The sequence below is a fragment of the Paraburkholderia madseniana genome, from assembly GCF_009690905.1.
GTDB lineage: Bacteria > Pseudomonadota > Gammaproteobacteria > Burkholderiales > Burkholderiaceae > Paraburkholderia > Paraburkholderia madseniana.
Map to the genome: position 1 here is coordinate 17392 of NZ_VOSW01000015.1, position 13362 is coordinate 30753.

13 protein-coding genes are annotated in these 13362 nt (G+C 63.1%); 9 read left to right on the forward strand and 4 right to left on the reverse strand.

Annotated elements, in window-relative coordinates:
* Nucleotides 1-67: 67 nt before the first annotated feature.
* Both FSO04_RS10000 and FSO04_RS10005 read left to right on the forward strand, forming a co-directional pair.
* Nucleotides 68-922 (forward strand): SDR family oxidoreductase, encoded by an 855-nt coding sequence (locus tag FSO04_RS10000; RefSeq protein WP_154559544.1) that lies wholly within the window; start codon nt 68-70, stop codon nt 920-922.
* Nucleotides 923-1124: 202 nt separating this feature from the next.
* Nucleotides 1125-2552 carry an MFS transporter gene (locus FSO04_RS10005; RefSeq protein WP_233464803.1) on the forward strand — a complete coding sequence of 476 codons (1428 nt, stop codon included), beginning with the start codon at nt 1125-1127 and terminating at the stop codon, nt 2550-2552.
* Nucleotides 2553-2622: 70 nt separating this feature from the next.
* On the opposite strand, the gene FSO04_RS10010 is transcribed toward FSO04_RS10005, so the two are convergent.
* Genes FSO04_RS10010 through FSO04_RS10025 form a run of 4 tightly spaced genes read right to left on the reverse strand, consistent with a single transcriptional unit; the run spans nt 2623 to nt 5514 of the window.
* Complete coding sequence (locus tag FSO04_RS10010; protein WP_154559546.1) at nt 2623-3507, reverse strand: fumarylacetoacetate hydrolase family protein; 885 nt, start codon at nt 3505-3507, stop codon at nt 2623-2625.
* Nucleotides 3504-4460, reverse strand: coding sequence for a VOC family protein (locus FSO04_RS10015; RefSeq protein ID WP_168435630.1), 957 nt, complete (start codon nt 4458-4460; stop codon nt 3504-3506). The genes FSO04_RS10010 and FSO04_RS10015 overlap by 4 nt, the downstream gene beginning before the upstream one ends.
* A 43-nt stretch (nt 4461-4503) precedes the next feature.
* Nucleotides 4504-5262 (reverse strand): SDR family NAD(P)-dependent oxidoreductase, encoded by a 759-nt coding sequence (locus tag FSO04_RS10020; RefSeq protein ID WP_154559547.1) that lies wholly within the window; start codon nt 5260-5262, stop codon nt 4504-4506.
* Between the two features lie 21 nt (nt 5263-5283).
* Nucleotides 5284-5514 carry a ferredoxin gene (locus FSO04_RS10025; protein ID WP_097392617.1) on the reverse strand — a complete coding sequence of 77 codons (231 nt, stop codon included), beginning with the start codon at nt 5512-5514 and terminating at the stop codon, nt 5284-5286.
* A gap of 471 nt (nt 5515-5985) precedes the next feature.
* Between FSO04_RS10025 and FSO04_RS10030 the strand changes: the two genes are divergently transcribed.
* The 7 genes from FSO04_RS10030 (at nt 5986) to FSO04_RS10060 (ending at nt 13305) form a co-directional block, all read left to right on the forward strand.
* A complete protein-coding gene (locus tag FSO04_RS10030; protein ID WP_233464804.1) occupies nt 5986-6720 on the forward strand; it encodes an IclR family transcriptional regulator in 735 nt (244 codons plus the stop codon).
* Between the two features lie 440 nt (nt 6721-7160).
* Nucleotides 7161-8474 carry an amidohydrolase family protein gene (locus FSO04_RS10035; RefSeq protein WP_154559549.1) on the forward strand — a complete coding sequence of 438 codons (1314 nt, stop codon included), beginning with the start codon at nt 7161-7163 and terminating at the stop codon, nt 8472-8474.
* A gap of 185 nt (nt 8475-8659) precedes the next feature.
* The gene (locus FSO04_RS10040; RefSeq protein WP_154559550.1) at nt 8660-9808 is read left to right on the forward strand and encodes an acyl-CoA dehydrogenase family protein; all 1149 of its coding nucleotides are present in this window, start codon (nt 8660-8662) and stop codon (nt 9806-9808) included.
* A 5-nt stretch (nt 9809-9813) separates the two neighbouring features.
* The gene (locus FSO04_RS10045; protein ID WP_154559551.1) at nt 9814-10905 is read left to right on the forward strand and encodes an acyl-CoA dehydrogenase family protein; all 1092 of its coding nucleotides are present in this window, start codon (nt 9814-9816) and stop codon (nt 10903-10905) included.
* Nucleotides 10902-11705 carry a crotonase/enoyl-CoA hydratase family protein gene (locus FSO04_RS10050; RefSeq protein WP_154559552.1) on the forward strand — a complete coding sequence of 268 codons (804 nt, stop codon included), beginning with the start codon at nt 10902-10904 and terminating at the stop codon, nt 11703-11705. Before FSO04_RS10045 ends, FSO04_RS10050 begins: the two co-directional genes overlap by 4 nt.
* Before the next feature lie 75 nt (nt 11706-11780).
* On the forward strand, nt 11781-12905 hold the full coding sequence (locus FSO04_RS10055; RefSeq protein ID WP_154559553.1) for an acyl-CoA dehydrogenase family protein: 1125 nt from the start codon (nt 11781-11783) through the stop codon (nt 12903-12905).
* 76 nt (nt 12906-12981) lie between these two features.
* The gene (locus tag FSO04_RS10060) at nt 12982-13305 is read left to right on the forward strand and encodes a 2Fe-2S iron-sulfur cluster-binding protein (RefSeq protein WP_093635194.1); all 324 of its coding nucleotides are present in this window, start codon (nt 12982-12984) and stop codon (nt 13303-13305) included.
* Nucleotides 13306-13362 lie beyond the last annotated feature (57 nt).

Genomic DNA, 13362 nt, shown 5'->3' on the forward strand with positions numbered 1-13362 from the left:
TTTAAATTATAAAAACCAGACACCACCCGGCGGGCGAACCATTGCTGGGCCCGACATGAGGAGACATATGCAGATCGACCTGAGCAGCAAGCGCGTGATCGTCACCGGCGCATCACGCGGCATCGGCCGCGCAATCGCGCGGGCCTTTGCCGCCGAAGGCGCGCGCGTCGCCATTTGTGCGCGCACCACCGCCGACCTTGAAACCGTTGCGGAAGACCTGAAAGCGCGCGGTGCGTCCGCCGTGATCGCGCACTCGGTCGACGTAACCGATACCGAAGGCGTCAAACAGTTTGTCGAACACGTGGCGCAAAGCTGGGCCGGCGTGGACGTGCTGATCAACAATGCCGGCCAGGGGCGTGGCGGCAACCTCGAAACGCTGACGCCCGAGCAGATCCTCGAGCATGCCAACATCCTGCAAATGGGGCATTTCCGCTTCGTGCAGGCGGTGGTGCCACATATGCGCAAGCAACGCTGGGGCCGCATCATCGAGATCAACGCACTTGCGGGCGTCGTGCCGACGCCGGACGGCATTCCGTCGGTTGTCAATCGCGCGGCCTGCGTGGCGATGTCGAAATCGCTCGGCATGTCGCTCGCGAAAGACAACATCCTCGTCAACACCCTGAACATGGGCTGGATCGACACGGGCCAGTGGGACCGCCACTATCGTGAGATGCCGGCCGGCTGCACGCGCGAGGAGTTCGACCAGATGGTGTTGAAGGTCGTGCCGATCGGCCGCTTCGGCAAACCGGAAGACGTCGCGGGCATGGCGCTGTTCCTGTCGAGCGATTACGCGAGTTTCATCAGCGCGGCATCGATCGATATCGCCGGCGGCATGGGCGGCCAGATCGCGTACTACCCGACACTCAAACGCGACTTCTACGAAGCAGTGAAGGCGCGCGGCGAGGCCGCGGTCGAGCAGTAAGCAGACGGGAATGCCATCACGCTGCGGCAGCGCCCTACTTTCGGCACGCGGTATGCCATGACGAGCGATACCGCCCGCCTCGCGCGGGCGGTCATCCATCTGCCTCGGGAGTCCTGTTTTGCCCACCGCCCTCACGCCCCGGACGCAGCAAAGCGCGCCCGCCTCAGCGACTGCCTCAGGGTCGACCTCTCCGATGGCGTCAGTGACTGCCTCATCATCCGCTTCGGTGACTGCCACGTCGGCTGGCACACTAGCCAGGTACCCATCGGCTCGTTACGCGTGGTACGTCATCGCCGTGCTATTCGCAGCCACTTTGCTGTCTCAGCTTGACCGTCAACTGCCCGCGCTGCTGGTACGTCCTTTGCGCAAAGAGTTCGGCATCTCGGATACGGCATTCAGTCTGCTGCAGGGCTACGCGTTCGCGATCTTTTACACGCTGGCCGGTTTGCCGCTTGGCCGCCTCGTGGACCGCGGCAACCGTCGCAATCTGATCTTCGTCGCTTTGCTATTCTGGGGTGCGGCCACCGCGCTCTTTGCGTTCGGCCAGAGCTATACGCACCTGCTGCTCGCGCGGATCGGGGTTGGAATCGGCGAAGCGGTGCTCGCGCCGGCCGCCTATTCGCTGATCGCCGACTGCTTCACGCCGACGCAGCGTGGCCGGGCGATCGCCATCTATTACGTCTCGATTGCGATCGGTTCGGGTGCCTCGTTACTGCTCGGCGGCTGGTTGCTGGCGGCAATTCCGCCGCACGGTCTGGCGATTGCGGGTATCGGCAGCGTGCCGGCATGGCGCCTCGCGTTTGTCGCGGCGGCGCTGCCCGCCGTGCCGCTCGCCTTGCTGTTGCTGGTGACGGTGCGCGAGCCGGCGCGTCAGGAAGTGGCGGTGGCAAGCGCTGGAATCGATGCAGACAAGAACGCTTCCTTCGGCGATTTCACGCGTTATCTGCGCCAGCATGCCGCCACGTTTTCCCGTGTACTGACTTACCCGGCGTTGCTGTCGATCATCGGCTATGGCGCGCTTGCCTGGGCACCCGCGTTATTCGAGCGCAACTTCGGTATGCAGCCGATGCGTTCCGGGCCAGTGCTCGGCCTGATCATTGCCATTGCAGGCGCGGGTGGCACTCTGGTGTGCGGTTTTCTCAGCGATGCGTGGACCGCGCGTGGCGTAACCGCAGCACGCTTTCGCATCGCGCTGCTGGGCTCAGCGGTATTCGCGCTGCCGTGCATGCTATGGCCTCTGATGCCGGACGCTCGTCTCGCATTCGCGCTGCTATTCGTCAGCGTGTTCGGCCTTGGTATTGCCCAGTCGGCGGCGCCCGCGGCGATTCAGGCGGTCGTGCCCAACCGCATGCGAGGCCAGGCCATCGCTGTGTATCTGCTGCTCGCGGGATTGCTGGGCATCGGGTTAGGGCCGACCGCGGTCGCGCTCGTCACCGATCACGTGTTTCATCGCGACAGCGCTTTGCGTTATGCAGTAGCGTGTACGGCGGCTCCCGCAGCGCTGTTTGGATTGTGGCTGATTGGCTCGGGCATCAAGCCCTATGCGCGAACGCTCGCCGCTTTGCACGATGCGCAACAGCGTCGGCAAATGAAAACGGCGGCTAAGCGTGAGTGCTCAGCCGCCGTGTGATTACGATGCTCCGCTTGCCTGTTGCACTTGCGTAGTGCGCTTGCCTGGTGCACTGATCAATCGCACTCGTCTATCCACCGCGCCCCAACCGGCCAATAGCACGCATCGGCGAGAGTACCCGCTTCGCTCCGATCCGGTTACGCAACACGCCGATGCGCTCGATCTGCGCTTCGATCACATCGCCCGGTTGCAGGAAGCGGCCGTCTTCGAGCCCTACCCCACATGTCGACCCGGTGAAGACCAGATCGCCCGGCCGTAGCGCGATGCGCGCATCGACATAGTTCAACAATTCGTCGACCGGGAAAATCATCTGGTCGGTCGTATCGTGCTGGCGCTCCTCGCCGTTGATACGCAAGCTCAGCGTCACACACGGCTGGCCAGGCCCGCCGAACTCATCGAGTGTGGTGATCCACGGACCGATCGGCGCGGTGCTGTCGAGCGCCTTCTGCGTGAACAGATCGAGCGAACCGAGCTGCTTGCCGGCATCGCGCGCGCTAATGTCGTTGCCCACCGTATAGCCGAGCAGACAGGCGCTCGCTTGCGGTTCGTCGCCGAACGCCCGCGCGACGACCGCCACCAGCTCGACTTCGTAGTCGAGCTGGTTCGTGACGGCGGGATACTGAATCTCTCCGCCCGGCGGCACGAGTGCCGATGCCGGCTTGATATAGGCAAGCGTATGCGGCGGCGCCTGCTTGCGCCCGAGCCGCACCAGGTGCGACAGATAGTTCAGACCGACGCCGAACACGCGCGCCCCGGGATTCACCGGCGGACACAACTGCAATTCGGCGAGCGGCAAACGGCGCGCATCGAGCTCGAGCGCCGCGTCGCCCTGATCCGCGACCACCGGCGCCCACACTTCGAATGGCGACCGAATGCGCTGCACCTCGCGTGCGTTTTCGTCGACCTGGGCCCAGAAACTCTCGCCCGCCGCGTCGCGGACCCTCGCAAGCTTCATGGCCGAGCCGGCCGCCGCCTGGCGGCGAGAATCGCGAGGCCCTCGGCATCCATCACTTCTTCCGGCGTGCGCACGCTCGGACCAAGGATCGGGCCGACCAGTTCGTGGCCCCACGTACTCAGCTTTTCCGGATTCAACTCGAAGCCGTCGCCGTGCCAAGGCTCGAGCTCGGTGATGATTTCGAACGCGAAACCGCCCGGCGAGAAGTGATAGAACGACACGTGCGGGTCTTGCGTGTGCTGGCCGAGCGTCATCATCATCGGCAGCTTGCGCTGCCTGACGATGTCGTAGGTCTCGCCCACGTCGCGCAGATTGTTCACGAAGAGCCCGATGTGCTGGATACCCATCTTGTTCGGCCCGAGTCCGTAAGCAATGTCGTGGCTCGTGCTGGTGTTCAGTTTCGAGCGATAGAACGCAGTCTTGCCCTTGCCTGCTCCCGCGCCGTAGTAGTGAAAACCCATCACCACAGTCAGGAAGTGTTCGAGTTCCGGCGGAAACTCCGGCGTGATCACCACGATATGACCGAGACCTCGCGCGCCGGCATTGAAGCCGCCGTGCGGACGGCCTGGGATGAACGAGCGCGGCATCCATTTCTGCGAGTAGAACAGTTCATGCTGATAGCCGACCGGATCGCGAAAACGCACGACATCGCGTACGCCACGCAGTTCCGCGTCGCCTTGCGTGACGTCGACACCCGCTTCACGCAACCGCGCGACAGCCGCCTGAAATTCGAGCTTGCCGCGCGCTTCCCAGCCGATATAGGCGAGCCGGTCGACCTTGCCGGGATGAAACGCAAAGCGGTGGCGCCGGTCGTCCATCCGGAAGTACAGCGAATCGCGATCCGCTTCCGGCGACGCACCGATTTGTAAGCCCAGCACTTCAGGGCCATAGGTGCGCCATTCATCCATGTTGGCCGTCTCGAAACCGAGGTAGCCGATGCCGATAATATCCACGACGTCTCCTGATAATGTGTTCTCTCAGGCATGCACGGCGCTGTTAGAGCGCGAGCATGCCGCCGTCCACGACGATGTCGGTGCCAGTGATGTACGAGGCCTCGTCCGATGCCACGAACAAAGCCGTGGCGACGATCTCTTCCGCTTCGCCCGCGCGTTCCATCGGAATGCCGGCTAGCAGCATGGAACGCGTGGCCGGGTTAGCGAGGAAAGGTTTGGTGCCGGGTGTGACAACCACGCCCGGGCTGATGCTCACTGCGCGAATCCGATGCTTGACGCCTTCCACCGCGAGTTGCCGTGTCAGGGCGATCACGCCGGCCTTGGCTGCCGAATGCGCGCCGATGCCGGTGGCCGCCGAGGCCCCCCACGCCGCCACCGACGAGATATTGACGATCACACCGCCTTGCGCTGCCAGATGACGCCAGGCAAAGCGCGTGGGATAGAACACGATGTCCAGTTCATTGCGCAACGTGTAACGCCAGTCGTCCACCGACATCTCGCCGATCGGAGCGAAGCGTGCCGCCGACGCGTTGTTGTACAGAATGTCGATGCGGCCATAGGTGGCGACCGCGTCTTCGATCCACGCCTGGGCGGCTTGCGGATCGCCCAGATCGACGCTGCCCGTGCCGGCCATGTCGAGGCCTTCGTCACGCAGCAGTGCGATCGTTTCGTGCTGCGCCGCCGCGTTCAAATCACAGCCGAACACCTTGGCGCCTTCGCGTGCGAAGCGCAGCGCGGCTGCTCTGCCCTGGCCGCCGCCGGTGCCGCTGATCAGCGCGACCTTTCCTTCGAGCCGTCCCATATGATGCATTCTCCCGTTGGCTCAGCCGGCGATCGCTTCGACGCTTAACGCCTCAGCGGGACAGGCGGCCGCGCCTTCGCGCGCGTCAGCCTCGAGTTCGGCGGGAATCGTCTCAGCTTCGAGATAAACGAGGCCGTTCTCGTCGAGCTTGTAGACCTGCGGACACAGTTGCGCGCACAGGCCATAACCGCAGCAGCGGCTCCGATCGGCACTCACGCGCAACACCACTGATGCTTTGATTTCCGAATTCATGTCTCCTCCTTTGGACGCGTAGCCATGCAAGGCCATTTGCTGGAAATTATATGCACAGATTATTCAAATGTGTTTATTTTATCGCCCGGGTTGACCCTGGCTGCAGGTGCTTGTGGAGGTATTTGGCCGTCGATGAACGAATCGCCTGTCGCGCCGGTTTGATCGGGTAAGCCACTATGAACAAAGGCTTTGCGCCGGGACTATTCTGGCTACAGAATATAATCACTGCCTGTAGAACGACTCCGGAGCAACTCCGGAACACCGTGAACACCCTTTGGCGCCGCGTTTCTTACGGGCGAGGATAGAAAATGAACGGCACGTGCCAGTGCCCGGACGGCAACCAAGAGACCGCCACCCATGACGACAAAGAAGAACACTGCTGCAAGTGAGTCCGTAGGAACCCGTGCGAGCGTGACGCGCCGCTCTGCTGATCAAACGCCGAAAAGCCGTGCCGCAACGAGCGCGGTAACGGTGAAGCCCGTTGCGAATGCAATCCGTATTTTGCGTTACCTCACCCAGACAGGTGCGCCGGAGCGAGCCGCTGACATCGCGCGGCATCTGTCGATCAATCCGAGTACTTGCTTCAATATTCTGCGCACACTCGTTGCTGAGGACGTGGTTGATTTCAATGCATTGTCGAAGACGTATTCGGCAGGCCTCGGCTTGGCACGGCTGGTGGAGCAGTTGGTCACGCAGGGGCAGCGGCTGCAACTGGCTACGCCGCTGATGCAGGATCTTGCCGCGGAGTTCGGCGTCACCGTGACCTTATGGCGTCGGCTCGGCGCGGACCGGATCGTGCTGGTGAGTTCCGAATCGAGTCCGACGGATTTGCACATCGATATGCCGGCCGGCCAGCGGCTGCCGATTCTGATGGGGGCCAGTGGACGCCTGTTCGCGGCGCGCCTCGGGCTTACCGATGAACAGTTGCGTGACGAGTTTGAACAGTTGCGCTGGGCGCGGCCCATCTCGCTCGAGACCTATGTGCGCGAGGTGAATCGCGCGCGGCGGCGCGGCTGGGCCAGTGACGACGGGTACTTCGCTACCGGTGTGATGGCGATTGCCGCTGCTGTCTGCGACAAGAGCGATAACATCGCCTTTACCGTCTCTACGGTCATGATTCGGGGTGATCGAGGGGACGCGCAAGTGGAGGCGCTTGGCGAGGCCGTTCGCGACCTGGCTCACCGGCTGGAGTCGGTACTGTTCTGATTTTTTCTTCTCATTCGGGCGCAGTGGCTGTGCGCCCGAAGCATCGGTGTTTTCGCGTTGCATTGCGTTCGGCGCGACGGCACGCCTCTGCATCGCCGGCGTTCGCTTGACGCATCGGCATCTCATTCGACGTATCAATCCGCATTCGCACGAAATGCAGGGGTTCGAGTCCCCTCCCTCGCACCGCCTTCGCCTCTGACGGCAGCCCACAGCGCGTAAATTTAAAGAAGCCCCACGCCGCGTAGCGTGCGGACAGCGCGTGCCGCTCGCAAAAATCCCCTCTTCCTCTCCCTGTAAACCCTAAAAACGCCGCATCAGACGCACTTAAATGAACATTATCGTTGATTGTGTTTAACTTGTTATCTACTATCTCTCTACCAACTCACTCCAAACCCGGCGCGCCGACTCGCAGGCGCGCCCCTTCACCACGGGGACCCCCAATGAAACTGGAAGACCTCATTCTCGTCAGCGTAGACGATCACGCGATCGAGCCGCCCAACGCTTTCACACGCCACATGCCCGCCAAATACAAGGGCCGCGAACCGAAAGTCGTGCAACGCAGCGGCCGCGATGTTTGGGAATTCGAAGAAAAAGCCACCGGCTATATGGGCCTCAATTCCGTCGTGGGCCGGCCGAAGGAAGAGTACGGCATGGAGCCGCTCGGCTACGAGCATATGCGCCGCGGCACCTGGGACATCAAAGCCCGCGTCGACGACATGAACGCCAACGGCGTCCTCGGCTCGCTGTGCTTCCCGACTTTCCCCGGCTTCGCCGGTCAGCGCTTTCAGGCCTATGCGGATCGCGGCGTGTCGCTCGCGGCCATCCAGGCGTACAACGACTGGCATCTGCACGATTGGTGCAATGCCGCGCCGGGACGCTTCATGCCGTTGATGATCGCGCCGTGGTGGGACCCGCAAGCGGCCGCTGCCGAAGTCGAACGGATGGCCAAACAGGGCGTGCACGCCCTGTCGCTCTCGGACAACCCTTCGCTGCACGGCTACCCGTCGATCCACAACGATCACTGGGATCCGGTCTACAAGGCGTGTGCCGACAACAACGTGGTGATCTGCTGCCATATCGGCACCGGTGCGAAGGCCGACCACGCTTCCGACGAATCACCGATCGATGCGTGGATCACCTCCATGCCGATCTCGATCGCGAATTCGGCCGCGGACTGGATCTGGGGGCCGATGTGGAAGAAATACCCGACGCTGCGCATGGCGCTCTCGGAAGGCGGCATCGGCTGGATTCCGTATCTGCTGGAGCGCGCTGATTTCACGCACCGTCACCATCACGCGTGGACCATGTCGAACTTCGGCGGCAAGATGCCAAGCGATATCTTCAACGAGCACATCATCACCTGCTTCATCGAAGATCAGTTCGGCCTGAAAAACCTCGATTCGATCAACCTCGACAAGGTCACGTGGGAATGCGACTACCCGCACTCCGACTGCACGTGGCCGAATTCCGCCGACGTGTTCTGGGAACAGGCACAAGCACAAAACGTATCCGATGAAGTGATCAACAAGATCACTCACCTGAATGCGATGCGCGAGTTCTCTTATGATCCGTTCCCGATCCTCGGCCGCGAGAACTGCACGGTCGGTGCGCTGCGCGCCAAAGCGAAGCATGTGAGCATCGAGCCCGCGCTTGGCATGGGCGGCGCCGCGCCGGTGCGCGATCCGAACAAGCCGGTGACCTCCGGCGACATCAATCGGATGTTCGCCGCCGCCGACGCACAGGCCGCGCTGTAAAGCGATCCACCCACGCCGCGGCAGCAGAGCGCCGCGGCCTGAGCAACACAGACCGGGCCGCGCGCCGTGCATCAGCTTCGTGGTTCAAGCGACCTACGCGGCCGGTGTAGCCTGGCGAATGTGATCGACATTCGAGGCCACGATCGGCGCGACCCGGTGCCCGCTCCCTGCGTCCCATCCGAACTATGTCCGCTACCGCCTTTCGCTATCACCGCATTCCCACCGACGCCGAGCCGCTGCGCGAGCAGGTACGCGCGTTCCTGGCCGAGACTTTGAAAACGCGCCCGCCGCTTAAACGCGCCGAATCGTGGATGGGCGCCGATCCCGCGTTCAGCCGCGAGCTCGGCCGGCGCGGCTGGCTCGGTATGGCGTTGCCCAAACGCTATGGCGGCAGCGAGGCCGGCCCGTTTGCGCGCTATGTCGTGATCGAAGAACTGCTCGCGGCGGGCGCGCCCGTGTCCGCACACTGGATCGCCGATCGCCAGAGCGGTCCGCTGCTTCTACGCTACGGCACCGAGGCGCAGCGCGAACGCTATCTGCCGGCGATCTGCCGTGGCGAAAGCTACTTCTGCATCGGCATGAGCGAGCCGAATTCAGGTTCGGACCTCGCGTCGATCCGTACTCGCGCCGAACGCAAAGGCGACGGCTGGGTGCTCAATGGCCACAAATTGTGGACCACCAACGCGCACTACTCGCACTACATGATCGCGCTCGTACGCACGGGTGAAAAATCCGGCGCGCGGCACGAAGGCATGTCGCAATTCATCATCGATCTGAAAGCGCCAGGTGTCACGATCCGCCCGATCCGCGACCTGGCCGGCGGCGAGCATTTCAACGAAGTGTTCTTCGACGACGTACAACTCGGCGCCGACGCGCTGGTTGGCACCGAGGGTCAGGGTTGGAACCAGGTCACCGCTGAACTCGCGTTTGAGCGCAGCGGACCCGAGCGCTTTCTAAGCAGCATCGCGTTGCTGCATACGTTGATCGATGCGATTGGCCGCCGTCCGGATGCCTTGCAGGCACGCGAGATCGGCCGGCTGACAGCGCGGCTCTTCACGCTGCGGCAGATGTCGCTCTCGGTCACGGCGGAACTTGCGGCCGGACAGAACCCCGCGTGGGCCGCGTCGTGCGTCAAGGATCTCGGCACGAGCTTCGAACAGGAGATTCCCGACGTCGCGCAACTGCTGCTCGACACGCTGCCCAGCACCGCCGGCGGCAGCGACCATGCACAAGTCCTCGCCTATCTGATGCAGATGGCGCCTTCCTTTTCCCTGCGCGGCGGCACGCGCGAAATCCTGCGCGGCATCATCGCCCGTGGACTTGGACTGCGGTAATCGGCATGAGAGAAATTTTCGAATCCACCATCGAGCGCCTGCTCGGCGACATCGTCACTCCCGAGGTACTACGCGACAGTGAAGCCGGCGCGTGGCCGGCGTCTTTGTGGAGTGCCATCGAAGAATCCGGTTTTGCCGTAGCGGCTGCTTCCGAAGCACAAGGTGGCGCTGGCGCGAGCTGGGCCGACCTGTTCGTCGTAGTGCGCGCGGCAGGCCGCCACAACCTGCCCTTACCGCTCGCCGAAACGCTGTTGGCCAATGCGCTGCTTGGCGAATGCGGGCTTGAAGCAATCAACGCACCGCTCGGCATCGCGGGTGGCGGCTCAGTGACGCTACAACAGGGACGCGTGAGCGGCACGCTGCTGGACGTGCCCTGGGGCCGTCACGTTGGCCACGTGGTTGCGATCACCGCGGGCAAGGAGCCGACCCTGGTGCTGCTCGACGCGGCCGATGCACAGGCGACATTGCGCCTGAACACGGCGGGCGAACCGCGCGACGATCTGCATTTCGAACGCGCCGCCTGCGTGAGCTGCGTGCCCTTGGCCGCCGATCTGCAAGCCGACGCGCTGCAGCTGGGCGCGGCGATGCTGCGCAGCGCGCAGATCGCGGGCGCCTTGCAGGCGGTGCTCGACCTGACGATTCTCTATGCCACCGAACGCGTGCAGTTCGGCAAGCCAATCGGCGCATTCCAGGCGCTGCAGCAGCAAATCGCGGTGCTTTCCGAGCATGCCGCGGCAGCAGCAGTAGCCGCCGAGTGCGCGCTCAGCGCATCGCTCGACGGTGCCGGTGGCTTCGCCGCGCTGCCGATCGCCGCAGCGAAAGTGTGCAGCGCCGAGGCGGCGAGCTTCGCGGCGGCAGCGGCACATACGGTGCATGGCGCGATCGGCTTCACCCATGAACATGCGCTGCATCACTCGACGCGGCGGCTGTGGTCATGGCGCAGCGAATTCGGCAACGCAACCGTGTGGGCGCAACGGCTGGGCGCCGCCGTGTGTACGGCCGGCTCGCCCGGATTGTGGCCGGCGCTGACCGCGGGGCGCCTCGCGCCGCTCGAGCGGCCCGCCGCGGCGGTGCAATGGCAGGGAGTCGCGGCATGAGCGAAACCTTTCTCAACCTCGAACGCGACGGCGCCGTCCTGACCGCGTGGCTGAACCGTCCTGAGACGCGCAACGCACTGTCCGAACCCGCGCAAATGGATGAGCTGGTCGATCTGTGCCAGCAGGTGCGCTGCAATCGCACGATCAAAGCACTCGTATTGACCGGCACCGGCAGCGCGTTTTGCGCCGGCGGCAACGTGAAAGACATGCGCGAGCGCGGCGGTATCTTCGCCGGTTCACCGCACGAAGTGCGCGACAGCTACCGCAATACGATCCAGCGCATCCCGCTCGCACTGTACGAGCTCGACGTGCCGGTGATCGCTGCCATCAACGGTCCGGCGATCGGCGCGGGGCTCGATCTTGCCTGCATGTGCGACATTCGCATCGCGTCGGACAAGGCGCTGTTCGCCGAGAGCTTCGTGAAAGTCGGCATCGTGCCGGGCGACGGCGGTGCATGGCTGCTGCCGCGCGTGATCGGCATGCAGCGCGCAAGCGTGATGTCGTTCACCGGCGACACGATCGATGCGGTCAAAGCGCTCGAATGGGGACTCGTAGCTGAGGTCGTCGCCGCTGACGACCTGCTCGCGCATTCCCAAACGATGGCACAACGCATCGCGGCCAACCCGTCGCATGCCCTGCGCTTGACCAAACGGCTCTTACGCGAGGGCCAGCATATGCGGCTCGACTCCTTGCTGGAGTTGTCCGCCGCCTATCAGGCGCTCGCGCACCACACCGAAGATCATCAGGAAGCGGTCAACGCGTTTCTCGACAAACGGCCACCGCGCTACATGGACAAATGAACACGTGGATAAGTCACGTGTAGTAGACCCAGCCCACTCCACCCAAACGCAGAGCGACAATCGCAGGACATGACCATGCGGACCGTTTTCAGGGAAGACCACGAATTATTTCGCGAGCAGGCCCGGCGCTTTATCGAAACCGAGATCGTGCCGAATCTGCACGCGTGGGAACAGGCCGGCATCGTGCCGAAATCGCTCTGGCGCAAAGCCGGCGAAATCGGTCTGCTGTGCTCGACCGTGCCCGAGGAGTATGGCGGCAGCGGCGGCGACTTCGGTCATTCCGCGGTGATGATCGAGGAACTGGCGCGCGTCAACGCCACGGCCATCGGTTTTACGACACACTCGGAAATCGTCGCGCCCTACCTCGTCGCATATGGCAGTGAAGAACAGAAACAACGCTGGCTGCCGCGCATGGCGAGCGGCGAACTGATCGGTGTGATTGCCATGAGCGAGCCGGGCATCGGCAGCGATCTGCGGTCGATGCGCACCGGCGCACGCCGGGAAGGCGACCACTACGTGATCAACGGACAGAAGACGTTCATCACCAACGGCGGCAACGCCGGCCTGATCGTCACGGCCACCAAGCTCGATCCGCAATCGCGCGATCTCACACTGATCTGCGTCGAAGAAGACACCGAAGGTTTTTCCAAAGGCAAGCTGCTGGAGAAGATCGGACTGAAAGGACAGGACACGTCGGAACTCTTTTTCGATAACGTGCGCGTGCCGGCCGGCAACCGGCTCGGTGAGGAAAACAAGGGCTTCGGCTACCTGACCCATCAGCTCGCATGGGAACGCACCATCATCGGGATTCGCGCGGCGACCTCGATCGAGGCCTTGCTCGAGGAAACCATCCAGTACACCCGCGACCGGCGCGTATTCGGCAAACCCGTGTTCGACTTTCAGAACACACGCTTCAAGCTGGCTGAAGTCAAGGCGCAAGCCACCATGCTGCGCGCCTTCGTCGACGATTGCCTCGGCCGCGCGATGCGCGGCGAACTGACCGCCGAAGTCGGCGCGATGTGCAAACTGGTCGGGTCCGAATTGCAAGGCAAGCTGCTCGACGAAATGCTGCAATTGCACGGCGGATACGGCTATATGAGCGAGTACCGGATCGGCAAGGCATGGGTGGATGCGCGGGTGGCGCGAATTTACGGTGGCACTTCGGAAATCATGAAGGAAATCATCAGCCGGTCGCTATAGGACTGCCATTCACGTTGCACACAGACCCGCGCGAATCGAAGACCGGCGCTTCAACCACGCTATACAGGAGACGACCATGCCCAAACTCTCATACATCACGCACGACGGCTCGCGCACCGACGTCGACACGGCCGTTGGCGCGACGGTGATGCAAAGCGCGCTCGAACGCAACATCGCCGGGATCAGCGGCGACTGTGGCGGCGCGTGCCAATGCTGCACCTGCCACGTGTTTGTCGAAGAAGCGTGGCAAGACAGATTGCCGCCTATCGACGATATGGAAGACGCGATGCTCGACAGCACGGCCGAGCCGCGCCGTGTCAATAGCCGGTTGTCATGCATGCTGACCATGACTCAGGAACTCGACGGTCTCGTCGTCCATCTTCCCGCCTCGCAGATCTGAGCGAAGATCGTTGTCGCAGTAAAAAGGCGACCTACGGGTCGCCTTTTTCAATCCGTC